The following is a 26,911-nucleotide window of genomic DNA, read 5'->3' on the forward strand; positions in this document are numbered from 1 at the left end:
TTCGTCCTGAGCCAGGATCAAACTCTCCATAAAAGAAATTTGATTAGCTCAAATTGTTTTGCTGGCATCAATTTTGATGTCCAAAATTTTGTTTTATTCACTAACAAAGTTAGCTACTAAAAACTATATTGATTACGTTTTGCTTGTTCAGTTTTCAAGGTTCATTTCGTTACCGCTAATTTCAGTAACTTTTATATAATAACATTTTCGATTTTCTTTGTCAACAACTTTTTGAAATATTTTATTTCCTTAAGAAGTGACAACTTTTAAATCTTACCACTTTGAAATGTTGATGTCAACACTTTTTTGTGATGTTATTAATAATTGGTAGTGCTTAATGTTACGTCGTCTTAGCGACAAGTAATAATTTATCACGATTTTATAATCTCTGCAAGTGTTTTTCTATAAAAATATCATTTTATGAAAAAAAGGTCATTAGTAAGCTATTAATAGCTTATTCTAGCTTTCATATTTTTGCATTTATTGTTACTCTACAACATTGTTTTTACTATACCGCTGTTTTTGTAATTTCACAATAAAATAAGGAGACCCTTTTATATAAAGGATCTCCTTATTTTAATTTTATTTAGCAGTGTGGCGCATTGTTGGGAATAATAGTACATCACGAATTGATGGCGAGTTTGTAAGAAGCATAATTAGACGGTCGATACCGATACCTAAACCACCCGTTGGCGGCATACCGTATTCTAAAGCTTCAATAAAGTCATTATCCATTTCGTGTGCTTCGTCATTACCTGCTTCTTTTTCAGCTAATTGCGCCTCAAAGCGTTCGCGTTGATCGATTGGGTCATTTAGTTCTGTAAAGGCATTTGCATGCTCACGACGCACGATAAACAACTCAAAACGATCTGTAAAACGCTCGTCCTCTGGATTTTTCTTCGCTAAAGGAGAGATTTCTACTGGGTGACCAAAAACAAATGTTGGTTGTACAAGAGTTTCTTCTACTTTTTGCTCGAAGAATTCGTTAATAATATGGCCAACTTCATGCGCAGCCTTCACTTCCACTCCGTGCTCTTGAGCAAGTGCTTGTGCTTGTTCTTTCGTCATTGGTTGCCAGAAGTCTACACCTGTAGCTTCTTTAACAGCATCTACCATGTGAACACGTCTCCAACCCACTGCTAGGTTGATCTCATCTTCACCGTATTGTACTAATGTTGTGCCAAGTACTTCTTGTGCTACATGTGCAATTAAGTTCTCTGTTAATGACATGATATCTTTGTAGTCTGCATAAGCTTCGTACAACTCAATCATTGTGAACTCTGGATTGTGACGAGTTGAAATTCCTTCATTACGGAATACACGACCAATTTCATAGACTTTTTCTAGTCCACCAACGATTAAACGTTTTAAGTGCAACTCGATAGCGATACGCATATATAGTTCCATATCTAGTGCATTGTGGTGAGTGATGAATGGACGAGCCGCCGCACCACCTGCAATAGTATGAAGCATTGGTGTTTCCACCTCTAAATAACCTGTGTTATCTAAATAATTGCGAATAGCACGTATAATTTTAGAACGTGTAATAAATGTTTTTTTGCTATCTTCATTTGTCATTAAATCTAAGTAACGTTGACGGTAACGTTGTTCTACATCCTGTAAGCCGTGGAATTTTTCTGGCATTGGACGTAGCGCTTTTGTTAGGAATGTAAATCCTTCAGCCTTAACTGAAAGTTCTCCCACTTGCGTACGGAATACGTTACCACGTACACCTACGATATCGCCTAGGTCAGCTTGCTTAAATAAATCATAAGCTTCTTCACCTACGTGGTCTTGACGAACGTAGATTTGAATTTGGCCACCTAAATCTTGAATATGTGCAAATCCAGCTTTCCCTTTACCGCGCTTTGTCATAATACGACCTGCGATAATAACTTCTTGTAAGTTTTCTTCTAACTGTTCTTTTGTTTGATCTGCGAATTGTTCACGTACTTCTGTAGATAAGTGTGTACGTTCAAATCGACTACCAAATGGATCTTGTCCATTCTCTTGAATAGCAGTCATCTTTTGACGTCTCACCAAAAGCTGATCATTTAACTCTTCTATATTTGACACTTGTTTCACTCCTTATTAAATTGTCCGCGTTTACGTCCATAATATTTCTATTGTACACAATTTTAAAGCTGTATTCATCTGTTTCGGTTTAATTTCCAAAAGAGTTGAAATTATTAATAATTCTAAAAATTAAAGTTAGCTGCATTAGAAATAACTTCTATACCCGCGTGAGTTCTATTCATTCTTGGCAGACAAACATATAAAAAAGAGGCATCTCACGTTAAAATGGAGAGGCCTCTTTTCTATTTATATAACTATTTCTTTATGCTCGGGTGCAAAAATGCCAGACTCCAGTTCTTCATACTCTTGCACTATTCCATTTAAAATCGCACGTAGCTCAACTGCTGTTTCGGTTTGATTAATAGCGCTACGAGCTTTACCGTTACCACGAATGCCTTTTAAATACCACGATGCGTGCTTACGCATCTCGCGTACAGCCACACTCTCACCTTTTAATTGCAGCAAACGTTCAAAGTGCAGTAAGCATACATCCATTTTTTCGCGAACTCCAGGCTCGTCTTTTAGCTCACCTGTTTCTAAATACTGAACTGTACGATAAATCATCCACGGATTACCTAATGCCGCACGTCCTATCATGACCGCATCTACACCTGTTGTATCAAGCATACGTTTTGCATCTTGCGGTGTTTCAACATCACCATTGCCAAGCACAGGAATATTAACATTTTCCTTTACTTGACGAATAATATCCCAGTTTGCTCTACCTTCGTACATTTGCACACGAGTACGGCCATGAACAGCTAGAGCAGAGGCGCCAGCACGTTCTGCAGCCTGCGCGTTTTCCACAGCAAAGATATGTTCATCATCCCAGCCAATACGCATTTTTACGCTGACTGGCTTTTTCACAGCATCTACAACCGCTGCGACCATTTCATAAATTTTGTTAGGATCTAGCAGTAACCGAGCGCCTGCTTCACACTTAATAATTTTATTAACTGGACAGCCCATATTAATATCAATAATATCAGCATTTGTATTTTCATCTACATACTTTGCCGCTTCTACTAATGTCGTTTTATCTCCACCAAAAATTTGCAATGAAAGGGGATTTTCACGTTCATCGATATAAAGCATACCTAACGTTTTTTCGTTTTTATTAACGATTCCTTTATCACTAATCATTTCGGCATAGACAAGCCCCGCTCCGAATTCTTTTACCGTTAATCGGAAAGCAGAGTTACAAATCCCAGCCATTGGTGCTAAGACAACACGGTTGTCCATGACAATATCGCCAATTTGAAACGGCTTCTCAGATGTCTGACTCAACGTCGATTTCCTCCTTCTATGGGCTTTTACCCTACATTCCTAAAGATCTATTGTTAGTGCTTAGACCATGATCGTTAAGCTAAGCACAAATATTAAAGTATTACCGACTTATGCACATTATTTCATAGACGGCATAAATCTCGTATCCGATGAGTCTTTCCATAGCATTACGCCCTCTGCTTGGCAATTTAGCTGTTTCAACGTGTCATGAGCTCGTTGTAATTGCTCACCCACGGGTGTAGGCGTAATTTCTATTAGAGGTACTAACACGAAAGCTCGTTCATACATTCTTGGATGTGGAACAAGCAAACTCTCTGTTTCAATATTCTCGTGATTGTAGAGTAAAATGTCAAGGTCAATGATTCGAGGTCCCCACCGAAACTCTCGCACACGACCTAGCTCATTCTCTACCGACTGACAAATCTTCAGCATTTCCGAAGAAGAGCAGCTCGTTCTAATAGCAACCGCAATATTTAAAAAATCCGCTTGATCAGTGTAACCTACAGCCGCGGTTTCATATATAGAAGATATACGAATAACCTCTACACCTTCTTTTTCCATCAAAAGCTCGATCGCTCGCTGAAGGTTTTCATAGCGCTCACCAATATTGGTACCAATAGATAGATACACATCATTCATCAGAAATCACCTCGAGTAATCTCAACCGAAACTTCTTTATAATAACCATGTATCGGTGGATCTGGTTTAATAAGCTCAACTCGAACACCTTTTACTTTGTCAGGGTAAGCAGAAAGTATACTGTTTGCCATTTTCGATACGAGTGCTTCGATTAACTTAAATGGCTCACCCTCAACAATGTCACGACAGAGTTCATATACTTCCGCATAATTAACAGTGTATGCTAAATCATCTGTTAGTCCCGCTTCTGTCATATCCACCGCCAACGAAACATTCGCACGGAAGCGTTGACCTAGTGTTGTTTCTGCCGCTAAAACACCGTGGTAACCATAAAACTGCATGTCCTTTAAATGAATATAGTCCATTATGCTTCCTCCTCATATATACGTTTGCCGACTAACACATCCGTCATTTGTGAAGCACGGGCCATTTCCTTTACATCATGTACACGAATCATATGGCAGCCTTTTTCTATACCATAAACAACAGTTGCACTTGTACCTTCTATTCGCTCTTCTACAGGAAGCTTCAATACATTGCCGATCATTGATTTACGTGAAGTTGCTAATAATACTGGATAACCCATGTCCACTAAATCAGCAAGATGCTGCATCATTGCAATGTTATGAGACGTTGTTTTAGCAAACCCTATACCTGGATCCAATATAATATGCTTATCTGGCACACCTGCCTTTTTAGCGATGGCAATACTTTCTTCAAGGTCGGCTTTTGCTGTTGCCCAAAAATCATTTCCGTAGTCCATGTTATCGCGATTATGCATTAAAATTATCGGGACATTGAGTTCTGAAGCAACCTGTGCAATTGCAGGTTCTGATTTTGCACCCCAAATATCATTAATAATATGCGCACCCGCTTCAACTGCAGCACGCGCTACGTTCGCTTTATACGTATCAACCGAAATAATTGCTGGTACTTCTGCTATTAACGCCTGAATTACTGGTACAATGCGAGCAATTTCATCTTCATCAGAAATACGCTCATAGCCAGGGCGTGTCGATTCGCCGCCCACATCAATAATTTTCGCCCCATCAGCGATCATTTTTTTAGCTTGTTCTACCGCTGCCTCGACGTTATTGTATTTTCCTCCGTCAGAAAAAGAATCTGGCGTGACATTTAAAATACCCATCACGAAAGTTTCGCTCGTATAATCTAATGTAATCCCGTTAATCGTTAACGGTGTGATATATTTTTCTAGCATTTTGACGCTCCTTCTATTCTTGTTCCACTTCTTTGACAAACGCTTCATGTAAACGCAAATAAATAGGTCCATTATTGCCTAACAACTGTATATCTTCTAATCTACAAATTGGAACAAGCTCTTGCACAGAGTTTGTAATAAAACATTCGCACCCTTGCTCCACATCATTTTTAGTAAAAAGACCTTCTTGTATTTCAATACCTAGTGATTGTGCACGCTCAATCACCCATGCTCGCGTTATCCCAGGTAAAATACCAGCTTCTAAAGAAGGCGTATATAGTATATCATTTTTCACCCAGAAAATATTTGATGTGACACCTTCCGCGACATAACCAGTCTCTGTTAAAAAGAAACCTTCCTGTTCAGCCAATGAGGGCATTTCAAATCTTCCTAAAACGTTATTGCCATAATGATGTGACTTTACACGCAACTCACCTTCAGGGGTATTCCGTCTTGTCTCCAACCATTGTGCTGTTTTTTCTTTGCCACGCGGTGCATCAAGTAATTCTTTACGAAAGATAATAACATTAGGTTGGGTATATTCCCTCGGCTGCAAACCTATACCATGCTCACCAGCAGATACATTTACACGAAAATAACCATCTTGTCCACCCGCTACTGCATTTAATCGTTCACAAACAGCAAGCAATTCCTGTTCTGTATATGGCATTTGAATACGGAATTGTAAGAGTGCCGTTTGCAACCTTTCCATATGGGCATCCCAAAACAGCACGTTCCCGTTATAAGTACGAAACGTCTCAAAAAAACCTAACCCATACAAAAAGCCGTGGTCAAATGGTGAAATTCGTAATTCATCCGCCGCTACGTAGTTTCCATTAATCCAGCACTGCATTTTGCTTCGCTCCTTGTACATACAATTCAATAAAATGTCGCAGAAGCTTTTTCCCCTGTTCGGTCATAATAGATTCTGGATGATACTGCACACCTTCTATTGGATAGTCTCTATGACGAATACCCATAATTTCTCCTTCTTCCGTCCACGCTGTTACATCAAAGCATTCTGGTAATGATTCTTTCTCCACAATAAGAGAATGATAACGCGTTGCTTTAAATGGATTGGGCATACCTGCATGTAGCCCTAGTTCCGCATGTAACACTGGAGACGTTTTACCGTGCATTAAACGCTCAGCACGAATAACATGTCCGCCAAATACTTGGGCAATCGCTTGATGTCCTAGACAGACACCTAAAATAGGGATATTTCCCGCGAAATAACGAATAATGTTTAAACTTTCACCTGCTTCGTTCGGACTACAAGGCCCTGGAGAAATAACAATCATATCAGGCGCAAGTTTTTCAATATCGTCAATCGTTAACGAATCGTTTCTTTTTACTATTAACTCATGTCCAAATTCTCCAAAATACTGCACAAGATTATATGTAAAAGAATCATAGTTATCAATCATTAAAATCATTTTGCTCGCTCCTCCGCCATCGCCTTAGCCTGCCACATCGCTTTTGCTTTATTTAGAGACTCTTGGTATTCTCTTTCTGGGACAGAGTCTATCACAATACCTGCACCAGCTTGTATATGAGCCATGCCATCTTTAACAAATGCCGTTCGTATCACAATATTTAATTCCATATCTCCTGTATAGCCTAGCCAACCAATAGAGCCTGTATATAATCCTCGACGAACAGGTTCCAGTTCTTCTATTATTTCCATCGTACGGATTTTAGGTGCGCCCGTAATCGTTCCGCCTGGGAACATCGCTCGCACAACATCTGCATTGGTCTTTCCTTCAGCTATTTCACCACGAACATTTGACACAATATGCATCACGTGTGAATAGCGTTCAATCACCATAAATTCGTCTACTTCAACAGTTCCGTAAGCTGAAACTCTCCCTAAATCATTACGCTCTAAATCTACAAGCATTACATGCTCAGCTCGCTCTTTCTCGTTATCAATCAATTCATGCGCCAATGCAATGTCTTCCTCTTCCGACTTCCCTCTTGGACGCGTACCTGCTATTGGTCGTGTTGATAACTCATTACCATGGCGCTTTACTAGCAACTCAGGTGATCCTGACACAACAGCGAACTCAGGCGCTTCAATATATGCCATATACGGCGACGGGTTAAATGCACGTAATGCCTCATAAACATCCATCGCGGTAGCATTTAGCGTTTTAGATTGACGTACAGATAAATTCACTTGGAACACGTCACCTTGTGCTATATATGTTTGAATTTTTCTCACTGCCGCTTCAAAATCCGTTCCTGCGAACGATACAAGTAATTCACTTTCATCATTAACCACTTCAACAGCACTTGTCTTTTCAAATTTTCGTAATTGTAAACCTTCCTGTGCCGCCACTTGCCAGGCTTGCGCGCGCTCTTCTAGATTTACATCGCTGTTTGCTAACTTCATAAGCGTCACTGCATTTGTCTTAACATCATGTACTGCCCAACAGTCAAATAAATAAAAATAAAGATCTGGCACCATTAAATCATCTGTTGCCACTATTGGTAGCTCTTCAATTTTTCGAGCGTAATCGTATGACACAAAGCCAATTGCACCCCCCTGAAAAACGGGTAGCTCAGGGTCATAAGCTAATTGATAGGTAGCTACTAATTGTTCTAGTAAATCAAGCGGCTCACCTAATAATATTTCACTACTCCCATTTCTCCATTTTACTAATAGACCACCTTCAATTGATTGGGCTGTTGCAAGAGGTTGCCAAGCCGCAATTGAATAATGCCCTCCACGTCCACTCTCTAAAAAAACATGGGCTTGTTCATGTTCTGTTTGCTTCTTATAACTATAAAAAAACGCGTCTGCGTCCATCTCCATTGTTATGGTAAATAATGTGTTCACGTTACTCTTCCCCTTTGAATCATATGATGTGATTCCATCTTAACTAGAAAAATGAAAAGATGCGAATGTTTTTGCTAACAATTAAATAACTATAACCATTCCTCATATTGCAACAGATTGTATGCACAATGCCAGTACACTTCAGTACCAATTGCATTGGCTCCCTGTCAAAACGCAAAAAGAAAGTTGATGGTAGTGGACGACTGGTGACTCCTGCGCAAGACGCGGCCATTCCAGCGCATTTTCAGGGTTTCGGCTTACATACATGCCCGCAAAAAGTGCACGTATGGCATAAAGCATGTCGCCATCACTATTCTAAAAAGAAAAAACTGCAGGCAAACTCAATTAAATGAGTTTGCCTACAGTTTGCGAGACTCGTAGGAGAGCCTTTTTTATTTTTATTAGTCTTCAAATTGATATAAAGGTGTAGATAGGTAACGCTCACCATTTGAAGGTACGATGGCAAGAACATTTGAGCCTTTGCCTAAACGTTTTGCAGTTTCGATCGCTGCATAAATTGCTGCTCCTGACGAAATACCGCATAGAATACCCTCTTCACGCGCAACTTTACGAGCTACATCGAACGCAATTTCATTTTCTACAGGGAATACTGATGAGTAAACATCTGTATCTAATACTGCAGGCACAAATCCAGCACCAATACCTTGGATTTTATGTGGACCTGGTTGACCACCTGAAAGTACTGGAGAGTCTTTTGGCTCAACAGCAATAATTTCGATTTCTGGGTACTTCTCTTTTAATACGCTACCAGCACCTGTAATTGTACCACCTGTACCAACACCCGCAATAAACGCATCTAATTTTAAGCCATCAAATGCTTCTACGATTTCTGGACCTGTAGTTAAACGGTGTACAACCGCATTAGCTGGGTTTGTGAATTGTTGAGGTAAAAAGTATCCGTGCTCTGCTGATAATTCTTCTGCCTTTGCGATAGCGCCTTTCATACCTGCTGGTCCAGGAGTTAACACTAAATCAGCACCGTATGCACGCAATAGATTGCGGCGCTCTAAACTCATTGTTTCTGGCATTACTAAGATTGCTTTATATCCTTTAGCTGCAGCGATCATTGCTAATCCAATCCCAGTATTACCTGAAGTAGGTTCAATAATAGTGCCACCTGGTTTTAGCGTGCCGTCTTGTTCAGCAGCTTCGATCATTGCTAACGCTAAACGGTCTTTTACAGAGCTTCCTGGGTTAAAATACTCTAATTTAACATAAACAGTACCTTCGTTCTCACCTGTTGCATGATTTAATTTTACAATTGGTGTTTTACCAACTAATTCAGCTACCGAGTTTGCTAATCTACTCATTTATCAATCCACTCCTAATCCCTACTATTTTTATAGGTTTTACTTATTTTGTATTTTATCAATTTTTCAGTTGAATTGTCAATCAATAAAACTTATATTTTCAGAATATTTATTAGAAGCCAGAAAGTATACTACTCCCTGGCTTCCTTTTATTATTTCTTTTCCTCACCATAATACCAAGTTGCCTTAAACTCAGACCAAAATGCTTCAGGTGTTATCGATTGTTGTAGTTGCTCCAACGCAAGCTCTCGTTCGATATGTTCTTTCACATCGTCATATGTAAAGGATTGACCTTCTATTACTTCTTGAACTTGCACAATTCCGTAATGTCCGTTGTCTAACTTAAATGCCTTACTAACCTCATTTGCTGATAAAGCTTTCGCTGCCTTCAAAATAGCTGGGTCAATATTGCCCTGCTTTTCAGTTAGGAAACCGATATCTCCACCTAAGCTTGCTGAAGCACTATCAATTGAAATTTCACGTGCAAGCACAGAAAAATCTGAGCCATTTTTCAGTTCACTTAACGCTTCTTCAGCAGCTTTCTTTGAATCCACCTCAATGAAATTCGTACGATAGCTTGTTTCAGTGTTGTATAGCGTTTTGTTTTCTTCATAGTATTTTTGAATACTATCTTCTTTTATAACTACATCTTTAGTCAGTACTTTATCTAAAATTAGACCTGAGCGAATTTTTTGTTTTAGCTGCTCAGCTGATAAATTTTGCAATGCCGTATCGAATTTATCTTGAGCTGAACGCATTAACGCAAGCTCTAAATTAATTTCTTTATCAGACACTTTTATTTTATATTTATCAGCTGCCTTTTCCATAACCGATTCATTGACTAAATTTTGGAGTGTTTCTTTACCATAGCGTTCTTCCATAGCAATCATCCACTCTTGGCGAGTTATCACATCACCATCAACGGCAGCGACCTGTTCGTCGCTACCGATTTCCTTACCGTTATTCGGAATTAACCAAGCAATTAACCATAAAAGATTTCCTAATAATAATATGGAGAAAACTATTAAAGCCGGTTTTGTTTTTAAACGGCGTTGCAATAAAGGCGTTTGGTTTGTTGAAGATGGTTGTGGTCTACGATTACGCGTTGAGCTCATCAATAAATCCTTCTAGTTCATCTTTTGAGAAATGGTACGTTTCTAAGCAGAAGTGACATTGTGCTTCAGCCTCTCCATCTTCATCAATCATTTCTTGGATTTCTTGTGAACCTAAGCCTAAAATTGCTGCTCCAAATCGCTCTTTTGAACATTGACATTTAAATTCAACCGGCATTGAATCTAAAATTTGGACTTTCCCTTCTCCTAATACAGCTTCTAAAATTTGCTCTGGTGTATAACCTTTTTCAATCATTTTTGAAACAGGTTCAATTGTTGCTAAATGCTGCTCGATTGCATCAATCGTTTCTTCTTCACAGCCTGGCATAAGCTGAAGAATAAAGCCACCCGCTGCAAGAATTGAATTATCTGGATTTACCAATACGCCAAGGCCTACAGATGAAGGCACCTGTTCAGATGTAGCAAAATAGTAAGTAAAGTCTTCTGCAATTTCTCCTGATACAATCGGTGTTTGTCCAGAGAACATATCACGTAAGCCAAGATCTTTTACTATCGTTAATGCACCTTCTGTTCCAACACCAGCTCGTACATCTAATTTGCCTTGCTCGTTTAAATCAAAATGCACATGAGGGTTTGTCACAAATCCACGCACTTCACCACGGGCGTTACTGTCAATCACCATAGGGCCGATTGGACCATTACCTTCCACTTTAATCGTAATTTTTTCTTCACCTTTTAACATTGCGCCCATCATTACACCAGCAGTCATTGAACGACCAAGAGCTGCCGATACAACTGGCCATGTATTATGTCGACGTTGTGCTTCCCCTACTGTTGCTGTTGTACATGCGGCAAAAACACGCACTTGCCCATTAAAACCTAACCCACGAACTAAATAATCTTTCATAAATGAAAAGTCCCTCTTTTCTTATTGGTTGCGTTTATATAATTTATATAAACCCTTTAATGTTAAAAATGGATCGACTACATCAATAGCTTGCGTCTCTCCAGCAATTAAATTTGCTAGCCCACCTGTTGCAATAACAAGCGGCTCTTCCTTACTTTGTGCTTTCATGCGATTAACAATGCCCTCAACTTGTCCAACAAAACCATAAAAAATGCCCGCCTGCATTGCAGAAACGGTAGTTTTTCCAACAATATGTGGAGGACGTAGTATTTCAATACGCGGTAACCTAGCTGCCTGCGTATAAAGTGCCTCAGTTGAAATAGAAATTCCTGGTGCAATAGCGCCACCCATGTAATCGCCTTTTTCATTCAAATAACAATATGTTGTCGCTGTACCAAAATCCACAATAATTAACGGTGCTTTATAAGCATCTAATGCTGCAATTGCGTTTACAATACGATCTGAACCAACTTCGCGAGGATTTTCATATTTAATATTCAATCCTGTTTTCACACCTGGTCCAACTACTAGTGGTTTTTTGCGAAAATACTTTTGACACATAGATTCTAATGAAAACATAATTGGTGGTACAACCGAGGATATAATAATGCCAGTAATTTGTTCAAATGAAATGCCTGCATGATTAAAAAAAGCTAATACTTGCATTGCATATTCGTCTTCTGTTTTGTGAAGATCTGTTACCATTCGCCAATGGAAAGCTAGCTGGTCATTGGTATCATAGACTCCCAATACTATATTTGAATTTCCTGCATCCAAAACTAAAATCATGGACGATGCCTCCATATCAAATTCACCTTTATGCCATATGCTAATTTGCATTATTTGTGCAAACCTACCTACAATGACTAGTCGCCCCTACTTTATATTAAAAAGGCTCAATAATGAACACTAAATAAAGTTTGAACACTTGAGAAAATGATACCACACTTTTAAGACAATGAAACAGCATTCCTACTCACGATAAAAGGAGCTACTCAACATTTTAGCAAGTAGCTCCTTAAACATTATTTAAAATTAAATTTTTCAGGATCTGGGCCGCAACGCAAGCCGTCGTTCATAGCATCTAACTGTGCCATTTCCTCATCTGTTAAAGCAAAATCAAAAACATGTAAGTTCTCTGTCATACGTGCTGGAGTCATTGTTTTTGGTATTGTGACAACATCATGCTGAACATCATATCGCAAAACGATTTGCGCTGGTGTTTTACTGTATTTACTTGCTAACTGTTGAATCAACTCTTCCTCTAACAAAGAACCATTCATTAACGGAGACCATGCTTCCACTTGAATACCGTGCTCTTTACAGAAGTGACGCACTTCTTCTTGCGTTAAATGAGGATGGAACTCAATTTGATTAATAACTGGAATAACCGTCGTTTCTTTTAACAAAAGTTCTAAGTGATGCACATGGAAATTACTTACGCCTATTGAACGAACTCGTCCATCCTGATAGATTTTTTCAAGCGCTTTATATGAATCGATATAATTCGTATCTAAACCTGGCCAATGAATTAAATATAAATCTAAATAATCTAAACCTAATTTTTCTAAACTACTATCATATGCAGCAAGTGTCTCTTCATATGAAAGTCCGTCATTCCAAACTTTAGAAGTGATGAAAAGCTCATCGCGGGAAACTAGCCCTTCTTCAATTGCGGCACGGATTCCTCGCCCGACACTTTCCTCATTACGGTACACTTGCGCAGTATCTATACTACGATAGCCTTTTGCAATAGCTGTTTTAACAGCCTCAGCTAGATCATCTCCATCTGGCACACGGAATACGCCATAACCTACTAAAGGCATTTTTAGACCATTGTTCAATGTTACATTACCCATATCCAACACTCCTATCCATTACGCAAATGCATAATATACTATTTATATCCTAATGCTTCAGGCCAAAAAAAGGCAAAGAAAAAGACTGCTTATGAAATTCATAAGCAGTCTTTAACGTGATTACTCACGCTTTTCGTCGATTCCTTTTGGCGCATCATTTTGTTCCGAACCTTCTTTTGGTAGATCCGCTGTTGTTGGTGTTGGCGCATCACTTAACAATTCTTTTTCAAGAACTGGCTTCCCGACTTTTTCTAATGACGGTTGTGCTTCAGCTTTTGGCGCTTCGTCTTCAACATTTTCCACCGCTTCTGGTTCTGGTAGGACACCATGATCACGTAAATGCTCAATTTCTTGCGCATTTAATGTTTCTTTCTCCATTAATGTATTCGCAATTAAATCAAGTAAATGACGTTTTTCTGTAAGGATTCGTTTAGTACGTTCGTATTGCGTATCGATAATTTTTTGCATTTCTTTATCGATTTCATAAGCAACTGAATCAGAGTAGTTCTGATCTGAATTGAAGTCACGACCAAGGAATACATTACCGCCTTGACTTGACCCAAATTGCATTGCTCCAAGATTTTCACTCATGCCATATTCTGTAACCATAGCACGTGCAATACTTGTTACCTTTTGGAAGTCATTATGAGCTCCAGTCGATACTTCGCCTAACACAATTTCCTCTGCCACACGACCACCAAGTAGTCCTGCGATACGGTCTAAAAGCTCTTGTTTCGTAGTGAAGAAACGTTCTTCCTTCGGCAACATAATTGCATAACCGCCCGCTTGACCGCGTGGGACAATCGTTACTTTATGAACTGTATCCGCTTCATCAAGTTCAAGACCTACTACAACGTGACCAGCTTCATGGAAGGATACAAGCTTTTTCTCTTTTGCTGAGTAAATACGGCTAGCTTTTGCTGGACCTGCGATTACACGGTCAGACGCCTCATCGATATCTGCCATATTAATCGAACGTTTACTTTTACGAGCTGCTACAAGTGCTGCCTCGTTTAATAAGTTTTCTAAATCGGCACCAGAGAAGCCTGGTGTACGTTGTGCTACAGCTGCTAAATCGACTGAATCCGATAAAGGCTTATTGCGTGCATGCACTTTTAGAATTGCTTCACGTCCTTTTACATCAGGATGCCCTACTGTAATTTGACGGTCAAAACGACCTGGACGTAATAACGCTTTATCTAAGATGTCTGGACGGTTTGTTGCAGCGATAATAATAATACCTTCGTTTGCACCGAAGCCATCCATTTCAACTAATAATTGGTTCAATGTTTGCTCACGTTCATCGTGACCACCGCCAAGACCAGCACCACGTTGACGACCAACAGCATCGATTTCATCAATGAAAATGATACATGGAGCATTTTTCTTCGCATTTTCAAATAAATCACGTACACGTGAAGCCCCTACGCCGACAAACATTTCTACGAAGTCAGAACCTGAAATCGAGAAGAATGGTACGCCAGCTTCACCAGCAACTGCACGAGCAAGCAATGTTTTACCTGTACCTGGAGGACCTACAAGTAAGATACCTTTTGGAATACGAGCGCCAATTTCAGTGAATTTACGGTGATCTTTTAAGAAATCTACGACCTCTACAAGCTCAGCCTTCTCTTCATCTGCACCCGCTACATCAGTAAAACGGACTTTTTTCTTTTGGTCATCATAAAGCTTAGCTTTACTTTTACCAAAGCTCATTACTTTATTGCCGCCACCTTGAGATTGACTCATTAGGAAGAAGAATAAGAAGATGATAATGATGAATGGAATAATACCTGTGAAGAACTGTACCCATCCACTCGTTTCTGGTGCTTTCAAGAAATCTATATTGCTATTCTTATCCTTAGCAGCTGCATCGATTCGATCCATCAATGATTGGTTATCGCGGGGAAGGTTTACTGTGAAACTTTCGCCTTTTTCATAACCTTTCATCGTACCTTCAACAATATATACTGATTTATCAGGTTGAATTTTTGCTTCTGTAATTTCATTCTTATCAAGAGCTTCTAAAAACTCTGGGTAAGTAATTTCTTTCGTCGGCGAATTACCACCGTTGAAAGTACCAAATATACCAATGATCACTAGGAAAATCAGTAAATAGAATATGGTATATCGAAATATTCGATTCATCTCCAGCCTCCTCATTACAAACAGAAAAATTATAAGTAAAATCTTAACATATCATGATTTCATCATACAACGAAAAGCCTTACTTAAAAAAAGTTTCGTTAGAATTTTGTCGAAATCTAAACATATTTATTCCTACTAATTACAATCCCAGCGTATTTTCACTTGGTGATTCCTTTTGGGCACAGCCTTTTATGTGTCCAAATTGAATAGTATTTTAACAATTCATCACCTGTGCATCCGCTGGAGGCTTAAAGCTGTTTCCACTCGGAAAACCAAGTGGATATTTAAGCATTAAAACGAATAAACTTCCGGTTTTAAAATACCGATGTATGGTAAGTTGCGGTATTTTTCCGCGTAGTCTAAACCATATCCAACTACAAAGCCATCTGGAACTTTGAAGCCAACATAATCAGCAGCAAGATTTACTTTTCGTCCTGACGGTTTGTCTAAAAGCGTAACAATTTTAATTGATTTTGCTTTACGATACTTAAATAAATCTACTAGGTAGCTAAGCGTTAATCCGCTATCGATGATGTCCTCGATAATTAATACGTCACGCCCTTCCACACTTGTATTTAAATCCTTTAAAATCTTTACTTCCCCAGATGAAACAGTAGCATTACCATAGCTAGAAACGTCCATAAAATCTAGCTCAATGAAAGAATCGAAACGTTTCATCAAGTCTGTCATGAATGGCATCGCACCTTTAAGTACGCCAACAGCCAATGGGAATGAATCTTTATATTCCTCTGTTAATTGGGCACCTAGCACGGCGATTCTTTCTTGCAGTTGTTCTTCTGTAATCATAATTTTTTCGATGTCATTTTGTAACATATCGATTCCTCCTCGTGTTGTTTCAAAAATTTTCAACCTGTATGTAGGTGAAATATTTTACAAAGACCATTAGTCTACGATGAGCACTGTATCATCGCTTGGCTGCGGGGTTGTTGAAAAGTAAATCCCCATACGCACACCAATTACCGCTACGACCTCGTCAGATTGAGAAATCAGTAACGGCCAGCTATTTCGCTCATTTAAAGGAATCTTTTCATCTATAAAAAGGCGAGATAAACGTTTCGGCTTATCCATTCCTTTTAACAGCATTCGGTCTCCTTCCTTACGTGCCCTAATATAGAGTGGAAGTGTAAGTTTATTAGCGTTAAAGTAAAAAAGTTGTGCAGACTCCGTAAGCAAATCAGGTGCCAATTCAGACAGACGAACGACAGATAGACGAATACCATTTATCATTATCGCCTCTCCATTAGCAGTTAAAACAAATCCTTTTTCTGGATAAATCTCACTTTCTAATGAATTGCTTTTTTGAATCGTCAATTTGCCATAACGGCGAACTGCTATAAAACCTTCTGGCAAGTGAATTTCAGCATACCCAGATGTTGTTTCACAAAGCTTTGAAAGCGAAGTTAAAATAGCATAACTTTGTATCGTATTTGAATCTTTGTAAAGATAGTTTAATAGTATTAAAATGAGCCTCCTTTGTAAAGCAGGTGCTACCATTTCAAACGCTTCTATCTCCATACTATACATATTTCCATTGTATATTTTTACTGTTTTTGAAAATATGTCTTGCGCAAGGGTCATTAAGTACGCATCATCCTCTTGCAAATGCTTTGTAAAACGACTCGTCTGCTCAGCTACACGTGGGTTTTCCGCTTCCAATAGTGGTACTACGTGGTGTCTAAAGCGATTTCTTACGTAGGAATCTTTCGTATTGCTCGCGTCTTCACGATAATTCAAGCCTTGCTTCTGTAAATATTCCCTTATTTCAGACTTTGTAACCGTTAAAAACGGACGAATTAATGATTTTCCTTCAAAAAAACGCTGTGAGCGAATACCTTGCATACTATTCATCGTGGCATTTTTCGTCAAGGCCATTAATACTGACTCCAGTTGGTCGTCCGCATGATGTGCAGTTACAAGCTTGGTTGCCATCGTTGTATGTATGATTTCACCAAAATAACGATAACGTTCTCTACGGCAAATTAGCTGCGAGTTGCCATTTTCTGACGCTAAAATTTCTGGAATTGGAATCGCTGTTGAATGCAATGTAATGCCGTATTTATCACAATAACTTTGCACAAAAGCTCGATCCTCTGCTGAAGCCTCACCTCTTAACATATGATCGACATGCACTGCCTCGATTTCAATCCCCCATTGTTCTTTTGTTTTAACAAAGTAATGGAGTAGCGCCATTGAATCTACACCACCCGAAACGGCGATGAGAAGATGATCGTCTTGCTGTAGTAGTTGCTCTTCATCAATAAATTGTTTGACCTTTAATTCAAATGACAAACGCTTCTCCTCCCCTTTTCGTTTTCTTTTATGAAGACTGACTCATGGAATATTGGACTGGTTTAAATACCGCCCATGTTGGTACGACGTGGGTAACTTCTAACATTAACACTGTACAGTCATCTTCTATTTCATAATACGACTGGAAGGACTGCATAATCGTTGTTAATTTATCTTGAATTGTTTTATTTGTGCTTGCTACCTGTTGTGCGAACGCTAAAAACGCTTCTTCCTGTTCATCCCAGTCGGCGACACTTGAAAACAGACCGTCTGAATGCATAAGAATGACATCGCCTGCCTTAAGCTTTCTTTTTTCAGCTTCTACTGCTGAGATCGACAAAAAGCCAACTGGTGCTGCGTTACTTTCTACTTTCAATACCTCTTTACCACGTAAAATATAGGTGGACATGCCTCCCGCCTTCCACGACCATAAGTCACCATGTTGTAAATCCACAAGAGCAAAATCAAGCGTTGCGTACATATCGTCTTGTTGCTTTAATGACATCACGTAATGCAAAGTATGCATAGCCGTCTCAGGATTCATATTGAAATTCAAGCATTCACGCATTAAATGAATCAATTTTCTACTCTCATGCTGTGCTTCTTTACTCTGTCCCATACCATCGGACAATAATATCGCAAATAGCCCTGGATGCAATTGGAACAGTGCGTGTGAGTCACCAGAATACAATGTTGCATCTTTTGACATGCTATATATATCATACTCTACTTCAAAGCTAATAGCTGACCTAAAGCTTACTTGTATGTGACGAAATGGTACATCACACTCGACTACCTTTTCAATTTCGAATGGCTCATCAAAAGTATCATATAAAATTGGTAAAATCATACGCTCCGCCAGTGTCGTGTCCTCTTCCCAGTCGACACGTGCAGGTGCTAATGCACATACGATTTTTCGTGCTCCCGCCTTATTGCTTAGCACATCAAGTTGAAAACATTCTATATGGGCATCTTTTAATCGTTGAACAATATCCTTCTCCACACTAACAAATGAAATTGTTTCTTCTTTCATCTCAGCGATAAGCTGATTAAGATGATTACTCATATCACGTAGTTGTAATGCAATCATTTTTTTACCGTGAAAATACTGGCCATTTATTCGTTCTCTATAAAGCTCCGTATCCAGCTCCTCAAATATTTTCGTTGATTTAACGCATTTATAACGTATTTGTTCTTCCACTCGATGAATAGCAGACTCCTTCCCTACGCCTTTCATATGAAACCAATCCGTCATTAGCTTGTCCATGCCGTTATTTTGTGCTCCCCAGCATCGATCATGACGGAAACAGCTTAAACAAGTATTCATAGGGGAAACTTCTTCCTTCACCGCTACAGGAGCCGTCATAAAGCGTTCAAAGACTAATTCTTTCATGAAATGAACGAAGTGTTGAAAGTGCTCTAGCTTAAATGTAACATGCTCTGTCAACCAATGCTGCCTTGCTAATAAAACTTCTTCTCGTTGTGGAAAAAGCTTATGCCGTACTTTATCTGAATAGCTTTTAGGAATAACTAAAAAAGCAATACTGCCTAAAGCTATGGAAGTGAAATACACACTATCTAAAGGTAATGTTGCATCATAAAATAGAAAAAACACACTTGGCAAGATACTACCAATCGCCACGCCAAATCTCCCTGCACGTGCTGCCATACCTGCACAAAGACCTGTTAAGGTAATGACCGATAGCATGCCTGTAAATGATAGCTTAGCCACTCCGATAAGCGTTCCAAGTATCGCTCCTATAACTGTTGCTAGTGGCACACTTCCTACAAATGCACCGAAGCAAATTAGAGCTTGCAATAAAAAAATCGGCAACGAGAAATAGCTAATGACGACCGCTTGCATCCCCGTTAGCATGGCAGCAAATACAACTAATGCCGAACCTAGCCGCTCATATGTCCAATTACTTGTAAACCACTCATAAGAGTTGATGAAGAGCACTTGCATAAATAACGTCATAATAAGCGCTAAAGCTACCTCACAACCTACATAAAATTGTACAAGCACTGGCGGAAGACCTTGATACATTATGCCCTGCCACAGCACTTGTACGCTTAGTACAGCAAGGGATACGGCAATGCTTTGGGGGAGTCGCCAATATCGGAAACGCATTATACACTCGTACATGCCTATTTGTAATGCTAGAATGAGGACTTGTCCAAAACCTAGGAAATAGCAGCCTATTAAACCGCCAAATAATACGAATTTCGCATACTCTTTATATTTACTGCGAATAATCGCCCAAAAAGGGACAGAGAAAGGTACAGCTGCTTCAAACACAACAGATTGAGCTAAAAAAAAGGCTGTTAAAAAAAATAGGGAACCTATAAACAATTGCCTTTTTCTCGCCCCCGATTTTTGGTCGTCTACATTCACTGTTTCATACCATTCAACACTCGTCATTTCATAATCCCCTTTCTACACTTTTTCGTTATTATAAGAAATTATGTGTGGAAAGATTGTCTGACGATGGCAAAAAAAAATATAAACATTTCGACGAATACATATGCATAAATACGATAATTGTCAGTAACTACTAAAAAAATGGGTAGCTGCGCATATTTGCAGTAAATATTTTTCGCAATATTCCAACATTAACTGTATTTATGGTACTAATGTCAATATTCGCGTACAAATAATTCCTTTCTTTGTCTATTCATTAAGCTAATACACGTTTTTTCAACTTTAGTAGATTTTTATTAAACTTTTTTAATAAAGATGTTGACACTTTGTTTAATGGATTGTATTATTTAACTTGTCCTTTAAAAAGACATGCGGAAGTAGTTCAGTGGTAGAACACCACCTTGCCAAGGTGGGGGTCGCGAGTTCGAACCTCGTCTTCCGCTCCAATAAAGTTTGGCGGCCTAGCTCAGCTGGCTAGAGCGTACGGTTCATACCCGTAAGGTCGGGGGTTCGATCCCCTCGGCCGCCACCATATTTGGCCCCTTGGTCAAGCGGTTAAGACACCGCCCTTTCACGGCGGTAACACGGGTTCGAATCCCGTAGGGGTCATACATATAAAAACGTCTCAGAAGCACTTCTGAGACGTTTTTTCTTGTTTTAAACCTAATACGTCAGCATTTTAGTATGCCTACCTTCTCATCTTATGGCATACTAATTATAAAATGCACGTGTTACTAGGAGGTTCACTTTCTTTGGGTTCATTAACTAAAGCTGCTTTAACATGCGGGAGTGGCTCAATGATCATTCTCGTATCAATACTTATTAACTTACCCTTCGTCATTCAAATTTTCTTACTTTTTGCAGGCCTCATCATAAGCGTATATGGTGTGTACTTACTCGTTAAAATGGTCACTAATCCTGTGGAGAAGACGCCTGAAACACCACCAGAGAAGCCTGTATCAGCTCCGAAAAAGAAAAAAGGGCCCACTTCAACTTTATAGGTATACTCTATCCATTCTCGTACTTTGTAGAGTGTAAACACCCCGTCGATTAGCATTCCATTCGCTCCCTTTGTACAGGTACGGCACTTTTCTGGTGACTGCTAGACAAAGCCATTTGCTGCTTGCGCTAATCTCGCAGAAATGTCGCACCTTCCCAAAGTAAGAGAAATGACATATTTGGCGTCGCGCGTCGCCAATTAAATACTTTAGGTCAATCACACGTAATTTCTACAACATGAAATTACGTTTTTTAATGTCAAAATACGAATGCCCTCAGCAACTGTATACCATTGTTGCTTCCAAATAAAAAAAGATTAGCCTTTGTCATAAACAAAAGCTAATCCCCGTTCTATTTAATACACTTTTTCTACGATTAAAACAGTCAGCAAACTACCCTCTTCTAGCCCCGCGACCACCACGTTTTGACTCTGTAGCACGTTTTAATGTTGCTAGACGTTCATCACTATCTTTTAAGAAACGTGCCATTTTTTGCTCAAAGTTTTCCTTCGGCTGATGGCGTTCGTTACGATCATTAGAACGATTGTCACGACGCGGACGTTGAGGACGCTCTGGTCTCTCAGCTTGAGGCTTTGCTTTACGAATCGAAAGACCAATCTTTCCATCCGCTTCAACATTCATCACTTTTACTTCAACTTCATCTCCAACTTTTAGATGCTCATTGATATCTTTTACATAATTGTCAGCAACTTCACTGATGTGTACTAAGCCTGTTTTGCCGTCTGGCAGCTCAACGAATGCTCCAAAATTTGTGATTCCTGTTACTTTACCTTGTACCTTGCTGCCTACTTCAATTGACATAAAAAAAATGCTCCTCCTTAAAAATTAAGCGACTCTTTTGAGCCATGTAATCAATTTAATCAAACTTTTTACTTCAATAAGTTTCTCTTTTCATTATATATAACTAAAAAAGAGTGTCAACAATACATAGCTTATCAGTCGTCTTTTTTATCTTCCTTATCAGGAATAATGAAAATAATTTCACCTTCCTCAGATAAGAAGTACTCTTTGCGTAATAACTTTGCAATATACTCATCATCTTCTAATTGTTTGATTTTAAGATTTAGTGAATCCTGCTCATCTTTTACCTTTACCAAATGCTGAGTTGCCTCTTGTTTTTTCTGTTCTTTTTCAGCTAACGTCTCCGATTGATGGACTAGAACATTTATGAGGAAGGCGATAATGACGACCGGCACAACCGCAAAAAAGACAATTCGGCGCAATTTTCGTTTACGCGATTGCATTTTACGATTCATAGCTTTATCCGTGTTACGGACATAGTCATTATCAAGCTTGGTGTAGTTTTGTTGTTCATTTTTTGATGAATGACGTTTAGTCATGCCCGCACCTCCGAAATTATTGTTGTCTTTTATTATACTTGATATATCGAAATTTTTTTAATAAAGTGTAGGACAAATACGAATAAATTTTGACAAAAGGTCTTAAGACGAATGCACCAATTTTCATAAATATGTGTAGGATTTGTCGAATAATAGCGATTATTAAACGTACGATAAACCAAAATGGTTTCCATGTTATATTCACTATTATACGCGCAACGAAACGTAAAAAGCTTTGAAAAAAGGTCTGATATAAAAATATACCTGCAATCTGCGCAAGCGGGTCGTATGCCCGCCATGCGCCATCTTTTAGCCAAAACAATAAATAATACGTTAACCCTCCTAGTAGAATCCAAGTCAATAATTCTAAAACCATCATCCACTTTCGGAGGCTTGACCTTTTGGGAGTTGAAAAAACAATGAGCCTTACACTATCAATAATAAATCCAACTGCGATACCGCTCACAACCATGACTAATAGCTGAACGAATTGCTGGCTAACAATCATCCAAACAATTTATGAAGGAAACCTTTCGAGAAGCCACTTTCCTCCTCGTCATACTGCAAGGTTTTTACAGTTCCTTCAAGTGTCAATAACCCTTTGTCAACATCTAAGTGAACGATATGCAGTTCCTCTCCACGAATCAATAAATGCCCTTGGGACGTCTTAATAAAAAACTCTTCCTGATCAAAGCGTTCAATTGATTTTACAGAAGTCATGTCCATTCTTTTACGATTACGAATCGTTAAAATATGTTCTCCAGATGGAATTGTGTAACGATTACTTTCTTGATGTAGCGTCATTTTTTTCCTCCTTTAGTCGTCCTAGCTTCTGTTCACTTTATGCGGACAACCTTAAAAGCATGACAAACTTTATGAAAGTTGCCTTACTTTTATTAGGAAAAATTTATAACGTTACTATCGAGCACACTTAAATTCAGAGACCTCTAAATTAATCTTCGTCATCAATAAATTCAGGCTCAACCTTTTCAAGACGCTCTTCTTTTAAAATTGTGAACATCTTTGCTGCATCTTCTTTTTTAACAGTGTCACGTAATTCTTCTACACGAGCTGTTACAATTTTTTGGCCAAAACGAATAGCTAGCTCGTCACCAGCCTTTACACTACTACTAGCCTTTGCTACTTTGCTATTAATTGTGATACGTCCTTGGTCAGCGACTTCTTTTGCTAACGTACGTCGTTTTATTAATCTTGAAACTTTTAAATATTTATCTAATCGCATTTTATTACTCCTTCTCAAGTTGCTTTGCTTCAAGCCAAAAAGCATCTAATTGTTCTAGTGTATAATCTGAAAATGGCTTACCGCTAGCCTTTACTTTCGCTTCTACATAGCCAAAGCGTCTTGCAAATTTCTCATTTGCATGTAACATGGCCTCTTCGGGTGATAGCTTATAAAAACGAGCTAAATTCACGAGTGTAAATAACACATCTCCAAATTCATCGAGGCGCGTCATATTAGACCCTTTCGCCACTTCATGTCGGAATTCCTGCCACTCTTCTGCAAACTTATCCCATGCACCATCTACATCAGGCCAATCAAAACCAACTTTAGCAGCCCTTTTTTGATAATTGTACGCTGTTTGCAATGCAGATGAAGCACGGTATTCCTCTTTTAATAACGGCTTGTCACTAATACCTTTTTCTTCAGCCTTTATCGCTTCCCAATTAGCAACAACACCGTCTGCATCTTCAACTGACACATCTCCAAATACATGTGGATGACGACGAATCATCTTTTCACTAACGGCAGCCAACACGTCCTCTAACGTGAAATAGCCTTGATCTTCTCCGATTTGCGCATGTAGAAATACTTGTAATAACACATCCCCAAGCTCTTCAATCATTGCAAAATCATCCTCTGCATCTACAGCGGCTAAATATTCATGTGCTTCCTCTAGTAAATATTTCTTTAACGATTCATGCGTTTGCTTTTGATCCCAAGGACAGCCATTTGGTCCACGCAAAGTAGCAATAATTTGACGGAAAGTTGTCCAATCACGTAACGCTTCCTCCTGTGAAGTCACTGGTGGCACATATACTGTTGTTAAATTATTTACTTCAACGCTTTGGTCAAGCTCATATAGCGGAACTGTCACTAGCTTCTCTTGTGAGGAGCCCGCTGCTGTAACGACCGTTACTGGATATTCATCATCATATTTCTCCATTAATGTCAGCTTCACTTCCGACGCACTGAATGTATCATATACTTGCGCAATTAAAATGTGCTGGCGCATATTAATGTCATGCATAGAAAAGCTCGTACCATCCAGAAATTGAAAGCCCTCAATTGGATCAATTTTTAATGCACCAAAAATCGGGTCTAAGAAGCTCTGACCACCTTCTATTACTACATTGACCTGACCTTCTTCCGCCGCTTGAATAAGTAGCTGCACAGTTTGCTCTGCAACTAGCGGATGACCAGGTACAGCATACATTACATCGCCCATTGAAGTGGCCTCGATTAATCTTTGTGCAATTTCTTCATATACTGGCTGGAATGTACCATGCTTCTCATATACAGCGTCAAAGCTTTCAAATTGTAAGCCTTCGTTCGCTAACTCCTCTAGTACAGGGTGATCGACCGTCCGAACAAACAATTTATTTGCCGCTTTTAATTTTTTATAAACACCCATTTGCAGTTGATTGAAATCACCCGCACCAAGGCCAATTATCGTTAATGTATTCAATAACTCCACCTACTTCTTTCTATTTAACCATAGTTGATAAACAGCCATTCTACGACCAAAAGGCAGTAGATACCATTCCTTTTCAGCAAGTACTCGTAGCTTTGCAATGCAAGTAATCATCACAACGGCGCCAATACAAACCGCACTAAAGCCAGCTCCCACTGCGACAAGGCGTTCAGATAAAAAGCCTTGTAACAAAGTAGGGACAAATCGTAGCCACACTATTACGACCACTGTCATACATAATGAGGCAACACTAATTTTTTGATAAAAGCTTGCTGGTGCCAATTGAATACCTGTTATTTTCTTTAAATACAGTACGAGCGCTAATGCTGTCAACAAAAGTCCCACATTATTAGCAACAGCAGCTCCGAGAACACCCAACGGTCCAATTGTAAACACATTTAGCACTACTTTTAATAAAAAGCCTATTAATAAAAATACAGCTGGTATTTTTAATTTTCCATACCCTTGCAATATCGCTGTAAATGTCAAAATAATTGACAATGGTACAATTTGTAGGACATATAGCATGAGTACTTCTGATAGTGCATCTGTTTTAAATAGCATGGCATTAATATAAGGCATAACAAGTATTAGCCCTAGGGAAGCTGCCCAGCCAAACAATACCGATGCTCTATACGTAAGCTGTATAAACGGCATTGCACTTCGGCCATTTTGCTTGTTAGACATATGTGCAACAAGGGGCACAATGGCAAGCGATAACGAGGAAGCAATAACAACCCCTAGCTGTACCAATGGTTGTCCACGATCATAAATACCTTTTGTTTCCTTTGCTATTGTCTCGTCCATCCCACTATCTAATAGTAGTGAAAAAATAGTAAATGAATCGACAAGCTGATAGCCTAGCAATAATAAACTACTCATACTTACACTTAAACTAAGTAATGTTACTTCTTTTAACACAGGCAAGCTTGCAAGTCGTTGTTGTTTTTTGCCAATAAAAGAACCAAAGCGTTTTCTAAAAAGAAACGCAATTAATAATAAGCCAACTACTTCTCCGACGACCGTTCCAATAATAGCCATTTGCCCTGCCCCATAAAGGGATTTTGTTGTTGACATTATGATAAATGTTCCAGCTAAAATGACAGAAACTCTTACCGTTTGCTCCAATACTTGTGCATAAGCAATAGGCTCCATAATTCCTCTCGATTGGAAGCCCCCCTTAAAAACAGCAAGTGCTGGCATTACTAATACAATGAAAGATCCTGTTCGTAGTAATGGTGCAAGGCTGGTATCACCCATCATTGTTGCTAAAACATCTGCTCCAGCAAATAAAATACCAAAAAATATAAAAGATAAAACTGTTAAATAGCGGAAAATAATCCGCATTATACTTCGTCTTTTCTGTGTACGTTCTTCCTCATTTACTATACAATCATTATCTGCAAGCATTTTTGAAATGGCTACAGCAAAACCACTTGACGTCCATACTACAAAGATAGATATGACAGGATACACTTGTTGGTAAATGTAAAATCCCTCGTCACCAACTAGATTTTGAAAAGGTACACGATAAATTGCGCTTAACACTTTCACAATAAGGGCAGCAATGGTTAATAATGCCGCTCCCTTCATGTAACTTTTCATACCAAATCGTTCCGACATAAATTGTCCTCTTTCCTTCATTTAACAATGCCCATAGTATAGCATACCTCAAAAGTATGACGCTCACGTTAACACTGTTTCCGCTTTCGGCACAGTATTATG

25 protein-coding genes and 3 tRNA genes are annotated in these 26,911 nt (G+C 39.0%); 3 read left to right on the top strand and 25 right to left on the bottom strand.

The features are described 5' to 3' along the window. Positions 1-582: 582 nt before the first annotated feature. The 17 genes from lysS to ACIQ1H_RS22185 all read right to left on the bottom strand — a co-directional run bounded on the left by lysS (position 583) and on the right by ACIQ1H_RS22185 (position 20,113). Entirely contained in the window at positions 583-2,085 is a 1,503-nt protein-coding gene (gene lysS / locus ACIQ1H_RS22105; protein WP_402892080.1) for a lysine--tRNA ligase, read from the bottom strand. A gap of 237 nt (positions 2,086-2,322) precedes the next feature. After that, positions 2,323-3,363, bottom strand: a complete 1,041-nt coding sequence (gene dusB / locus ACIQ1H_RS22110; RefSeq protein WP_228134279.1) for a tRNA dihydrouridine synthase DusB — start codon at positions 3,361-3,363, stop codon at positions 2,323-2,325. Between the two features lie 117 nt (positions 3,364-3,480). Then, positions 3,481-4,002 (bottom strand): 2-amino-4-hydroxy-6-hydroxymethyldihydropteridine diphosphokinase, encoded by a 522-nt coding sequence (gene folK, locus ACIQ1H_RS22115; protein WP_402892084.1) that lies wholly within the window; start codon positions 4,000-4,002, stop codon positions 3,481-3,483. Further along, positions 4,002-4,367 carry a dihydroneopterin aldolase gene (gene folB, locus ACIQ1H_RS22120; protein WP_228134277.1) on the bottom strand — a complete coding sequence of 122 codons (366 nt, stop codon included), beginning with the start codon at positions 4,365-4,367 and terminating at the stop codon, positions 4,002-4,004. The genes folK and folB overlap by 1 nt, the downstream gene beginning before the upstream one ends. Further along, positions 4,367-5,221, bottom strand: coding sequence for a dihydropteroate synthase (folP, locus tag ACIQ1H_RS22125; protein ID WP_402892087.1), 855 nt, complete (start codon positions 5,219-5,221; stop codon positions 4,367-4,369). Before folP ends, folB begins: the two co-directional genes overlap by 1 nt. A 13-nt stretch (positions 5,222-5,234) precedes the next feature. After that, positions 5,235-6,074 carry an aminodeoxychorismate lyase gene (gene pabC / locus ACIQ1H_RS22130; protein WP_402892089.1) on the bottom strand — a complete coding sequence of 280 codons (840 nt, stop codon included), beginning with the start codon at positions 6,072-6,074 and terminating at the stop codon, positions 5,235-5,237. Continuing rightward, the gene (gene pabA, locus ACIQ1H_RS22135; protein ID WP_402892091.1) at positions 6,058-6,657 is read right to left on the bottom strand and encodes an aminodeoxychorismate/anthranilate synthase component II; all 600 of its coding nucleotides are present in this window, start codon (positions 6,655-6,657) and stop codon (positions 6,058-6,060) included. Before pabA ends, pabC begins: the two co-directional genes overlap by 17 nt. After that, complete coding sequence (locus tag ACIQ1H_RS22140; protein ID WP_402892173.1) at positions 6,654-8,033, bottom strand: anthranilate synthase component I family protein; 1,380 nt, start codon at positions 8,031-8,033, stop codon at positions 6,654-6,656. Before ACIQ1H_RS22140 ends, pabA begins: the two co-directional genes overlap by 4 nt. A 431-nt stretch (positions 8,034-8,464) precedes the next feature. Beyond that, complete coding sequence (gene cysK, locus ACIQ1H_RS22145) at positions 8,465-9,394, bottom strand: cysteine synthase A (RefSeq protein ID WP_337980132.1); 930 nt, start codon at positions 9,392-9,394, stop codon at positions 8,465-8,467. Positions 9,395-9,546: 152 nt separating this feature from the next. Then, on the bottom strand, positions 9,547-10,509 hold the full coding sequence (locus ACIQ1H_RS22150; RefSeq protein WP_402892093.1) for a peptidyl-prolyl cis-trans isomerase: 963 nt from the start codon (positions 10,507-10,509) through the stop codon (positions 9,547-9,549). Continuing rightward, entirely contained in the window at positions 10,493-11,374 is an 882-nt protein-coding gene (gene hslO, locus ACIQ1H_RS22155) for an Hsp33 family molecular chaperone HslO (protein ID WP_402892096.1), read from the bottom strand. Before hslO ends, ACIQ1H_RS22150 begins: the two co-directional genes overlap by 17 nt. 21 nt (positions 11,375-11,395) lie before the next feature. After that, positions 11,396-12,163, bottom strand: a complete 768-nt coding sequence (locus tag ACIQ1H_RS22160) for a type III pantothenate kinase (protein WP_228134270.1) — start codon at positions 12,161-12,163, stop codon at positions 11,396-11,398. 236 nt (positions 12,164-12,399) lie between these two features. Continuing rightward, entirely contained in the window at positions 12,400-13,233 is an 834-nt protein-coding gene (locus tag ACIQ1H_RS22165; RefSeq protein ID WP_402892101.1) for an aldo/keto reductase, read from the bottom strand. A gap of 120 nt (positions 13,234-13,353) precedes the next feature. Continuing rightward, a complete protein-coding gene (ftsH, locus tag ACIQ1H_RS22170; protein ID WP_402892104.1) occupies positions 13,354-15,381 on the bottom strand; it encodes an ATP-dependent zinc metalloprotease FtsH in 2,028 nt (675 codons plus the stop codon). 291 nt (positions 15,382-15,672) lie between these two features. Then, positions 15,673-16,215, bottom strand: a complete 543-nt coding sequence (hpt, locus tag ACIQ1H_RS22175; protein ID WP_228134267.1) for a hypoxanthine phosphoribosyltransferase — start codon at positions 16,213-16,215, stop codon at positions 15,673-15,675. Between the two features lie 69 nt (positions 16,216-16,284). Then, positions 16,285-17,691: a tRNA lysidine(34) synthetase TilS gene (gene tilS, locus ACIQ1H_RS22180; protein WP_402892106.1), complete on the bottom strand. Its 1,407-nt coding sequence runs from the start codon at positions 17,689-17,691 to the stop codon at positions 16,285-16,287. A gap of 28 nt (positions 17,692-17,719) precedes the next feature. Next, on the bottom strand, positions 17,720-20,113 hold the full coding sequence (locus ACIQ1H_RS22185; protein WP_402892109.1) for a SpoIIE family protein phosphatase: 2,394 nt from the start codon (positions 20,111-20,113) through the stop codon (positions 17,720-17,722). 371 nt (positions 20,114-20,484) lie between these two features. On the opposite strand from ACIQ1H_RS22185, the gene ACIQ1H_RS22190 reads away from it, so the two are divergent. From ACIQ1H_RS22190 to ACIQ1H_RS22200, 3 genes are all read left to right on the top strand, one after another. Next, positions 20,485-20,559: transfer RNA gene (locus ACIQ1H_RS22190), tRNA-Gly, on the top strand. Positions 20,560-20,568: 9 nt separating this feature from the next. After that, positions 20,569-20,645: transfer RNA gene (locus ACIQ1H_RS22195), tRNA-Met, on the top strand. Positions 20,646-20,650: 5 nt separating this feature from the next. Beyond that, positions 20,651-20,722, top strand: a tRNA-Glu gene (locus ACIQ1H_RS22200). A 232-nt stretch (positions 20,723-20,954) separates the two neighbouring features. Here the strand turns inward: ACIQ1H_RS22200 and ACIQ1H_RS22205 are convergent. The 8 genes from ACIQ1H_RS22205 to ACIQ1H_RS22240 form a co-directional block, all read right to left on the bottom strand. Then, a complete protein-coding gene (locus ACIQ1H_RS22205; RefSeq protein WP_402892112.1) occupies positions 20,955-21,170 on the bottom strand; it encodes a hypothetical protein in 216 nt (71 codons plus the stop codon). A 334-nt stretch (positions 21,171-21,504) separates the two neighbouring features. Then, positions 21,505-21,933 carry a S1 domain-containing RNA-binding protein gene (locus ACIQ1H_RS22210; protein WP_024362602.1) on the bottom strand — a complete coding sequence of 143 codons (429 nt, stop codon included), beginning with the start codon at positions 21,931-21,933 and terminating at the stop codon, positions 21,505-21,507. Positions 21,934-22,067: 134 nt separating this feature from the next. Continuing rightward, positions 22,068-22,472, bottom strand: a complete 405-nt coding sequence (locus ACIQ1H_RS22215) for an FtsB family cell division protein (RefSeq protein WP_402892115.1) — start codon at positions 22,470-22,472, stop codon at positions 22,068-22,070. A 16-nt stretch (positions 22,473-22,488) separates the two neighbouring features. Beyond that, positions 22,489-22,980, bottom strand: a complete 492-nt coding sequence (yabQ, locus tag ACIQ1H_RS22220) for a spore cortex biosynthesis protein YabQ (protein WP_402892119.1) — start codon at positions 22,978-22,980, stop codon at positions 22,489-22,491. Continuing rightward, positions 22,977-23,276: a sporulation protein YabP gene (gene yabP / locus ACIQ1H_RS22225; protein ID WP_004229167.1), complete on the bottom strand. Its 300-nt coding sequence runs from the start codon at positions 23,274-23,276 to the stop codon at positions 22,977-22,979. The genes yabQ and yabP overlap by 4 nt, the downstream gene beginning before the upstream one ends. A gap of 148 nt (positions 23,277-23,424) precedes the next feature. Further along, a complete protein-coding gene (locus tag ACIQ1H_RS22230) occupies positions 23,425-23,715 on the bottom strand; it encodes an RNA-binding S4 domain-containing protein (protein ID WP_228134262.1) in 291 nt (96 codons plus the stop codon). Positions 23,716-23,719: 4 nt separating this feature from the next. Next, positions 23,720-25,180 (bottom strand): bifunctional methyltransferase/pyrophosphohydrolase YabN, encoded by a 1,461-nt coding sequence (gene yabN / locus ACIQ1H_RS22235; protein ID WP_402892124.1) that lies wholly within the window; start codon positions 25,178-25,180, stop codon positions 23,720-23,722. Between the two features lie 9 nt (positions 25,181-25,189). Then, positions 25,190-26,809, bottom strand: coding sequence for a putative polysaccharide biosynthesis protein (locus ACIQ1H_RS22240; RefSeq protein WP_402892127.1), 1,620 nt, complete (start codon positions 26,807-26,809; stop codon positions 25,190-25,192). Positions 26,810-26,911 lie beyond the last annotated feature (102 nt).

Origin of the sequence: Lysinibacillus sp. NPDC097279 (assembly GCF_044761745.1) — a bacterium.
Classification (GTDB): Bacteria; Bacillota; Bacilli; order Bacillales_A; family Planococcaceae; genus Lysinibacillus.

Coding starts and splice junctions, on each gene's coding strand:
- folK (WP_402892084.1), bottom strand. CDS start 4,002: ATGAATGATGTGTATCTATCTATTGGTACCAATATTGGTGAGCGCTAT.
- folB (WP_228134277.1), bottom strand. CDS start 4,367: ATGGACTATATTCATTTAAAGGACATGCAGTTTTATGGTTACCACGGT.
- folP (WP_402892087.1), bottom strand. CDS start 5,221: ATGCTAGAAAAATATATCACACCGTTAACGATTAACGGGATTACATTA.
- pabC (WP_402892089.1), bottom strand. CDS start 6,074: ATGCAGTGCTGGATTAATGGAAACTACGTAGCGGCGGATGAATTACGA.
- pabA (WP_402892091.1), bottom strand. CDS start 6,657: ATGATTTTAATGATTGATAACTATGATTCTTTTACATATAATCTTGTG.
- ACIQ1H_RS22140 (WP_402892173.1), bottom strand. CDS start 8,033: ATGGACGCAGACGCGTTTTTTTATAGTTATAAGAAGCAAACAGAACAT.
- cysK (WP_337980132.1), bottom strand. CDS start 9,394: ATGAGTAGATTAGCAAACTCGGTAGCTGAATTAGTTGGTAAAACACCA.
- ACIQ1H_RS22150 (WP_402892093.1), bottom strand. CDS start 10,509: ATGAGCTCAACGCGTAATCGTAGACCACAACCATCTTCAACAAACCAA.
- hslO (WP_402892096.1), bottom strand. CDS start 11,374: ATGAAAGATTATTTAGTTCGTGGGTTAGGTTTTAATGGGCAAGTGCGT.
- ACIQ1H_RS22160 (WP_228134270.1), bottom strand. CDS start 12,163: ATGATTTTAGTTTTGGATGCAGGAAATTCAAATATAGTATTGGGAGTC.
- ACIQ1H_RS22165 (WP_402892101.1), bottom strand. CDS start 13,233: ATGGGTAATGTAACATTGAACAATGGTCTAAAAATGCCTTTAGTAGGT.
- ftsH (WP_402892104.1), bottom strand. CDS start 15,381: ATGAATCGAATATTTCGATATACCATATTCTATTTACTGATTTTCCTA.
- hpt (WP_228134267.1), bottom strand. CDS start 16,215: ATGTTACAAAATGACATCGAAAAAATTATGATTACAGAAGAACAACTG.
- ACIQ1H_RS22185 (WP_402892109.1), bottom strand. CDS start 20,113: ATGACGAGTGTTGAATGGTATGAAACAGTGAATGTAGACGACCAAAAA.
- ACIQ1H_RS22205 (WP_402892112.1), bottom strand. CDS start 21,170: ATGCTAATCGACGGGGTGTTTACACTCTACAAAGTACGAGAATGGATA.
- ACIQ1H_RS22210 (WP_024362602.1), bottom strand. CDS start 21,933: ATGTCAATTGAAGTAGGCAGCAAGGTACAAGGTAAAGTAACAGGAATC.
- ACIQ1H_RS22215 (WP_402892115.1), bottom strand. CDS start 22,472: ATGACTAAACGTCATTCATCAAAAAATGAACAACAAAACTACACCAAG.
- yabQ (WP_402892119.1), bottom strand. CDS start 22,980: ATGATTGTTAGCCAGCAATTCGTTCAGCTATTAGTCATGGTTGTGAGC.
- yabP (WP_004229167.1), bottom strand. CDS start 23,276: ATGACGCTACATCAAGAAAGTAATCGTTACACAATTCCATCTGGAGAA.
- ACIQ1H_RS22230 (WP_228134262.1), bottom strand. CDS start 23,715: ATGCGATTAGATAAATATTTAAAAGTTTCAAGATTAATAAAACGACGT.
- ACIQ1H_RS22240 (WP_402892127.1), bottom strand. CDS start 26,809: ATGTCGGAACGATTTGGTATGAAAAGTTACATGAAGGGAGCGGCATTA.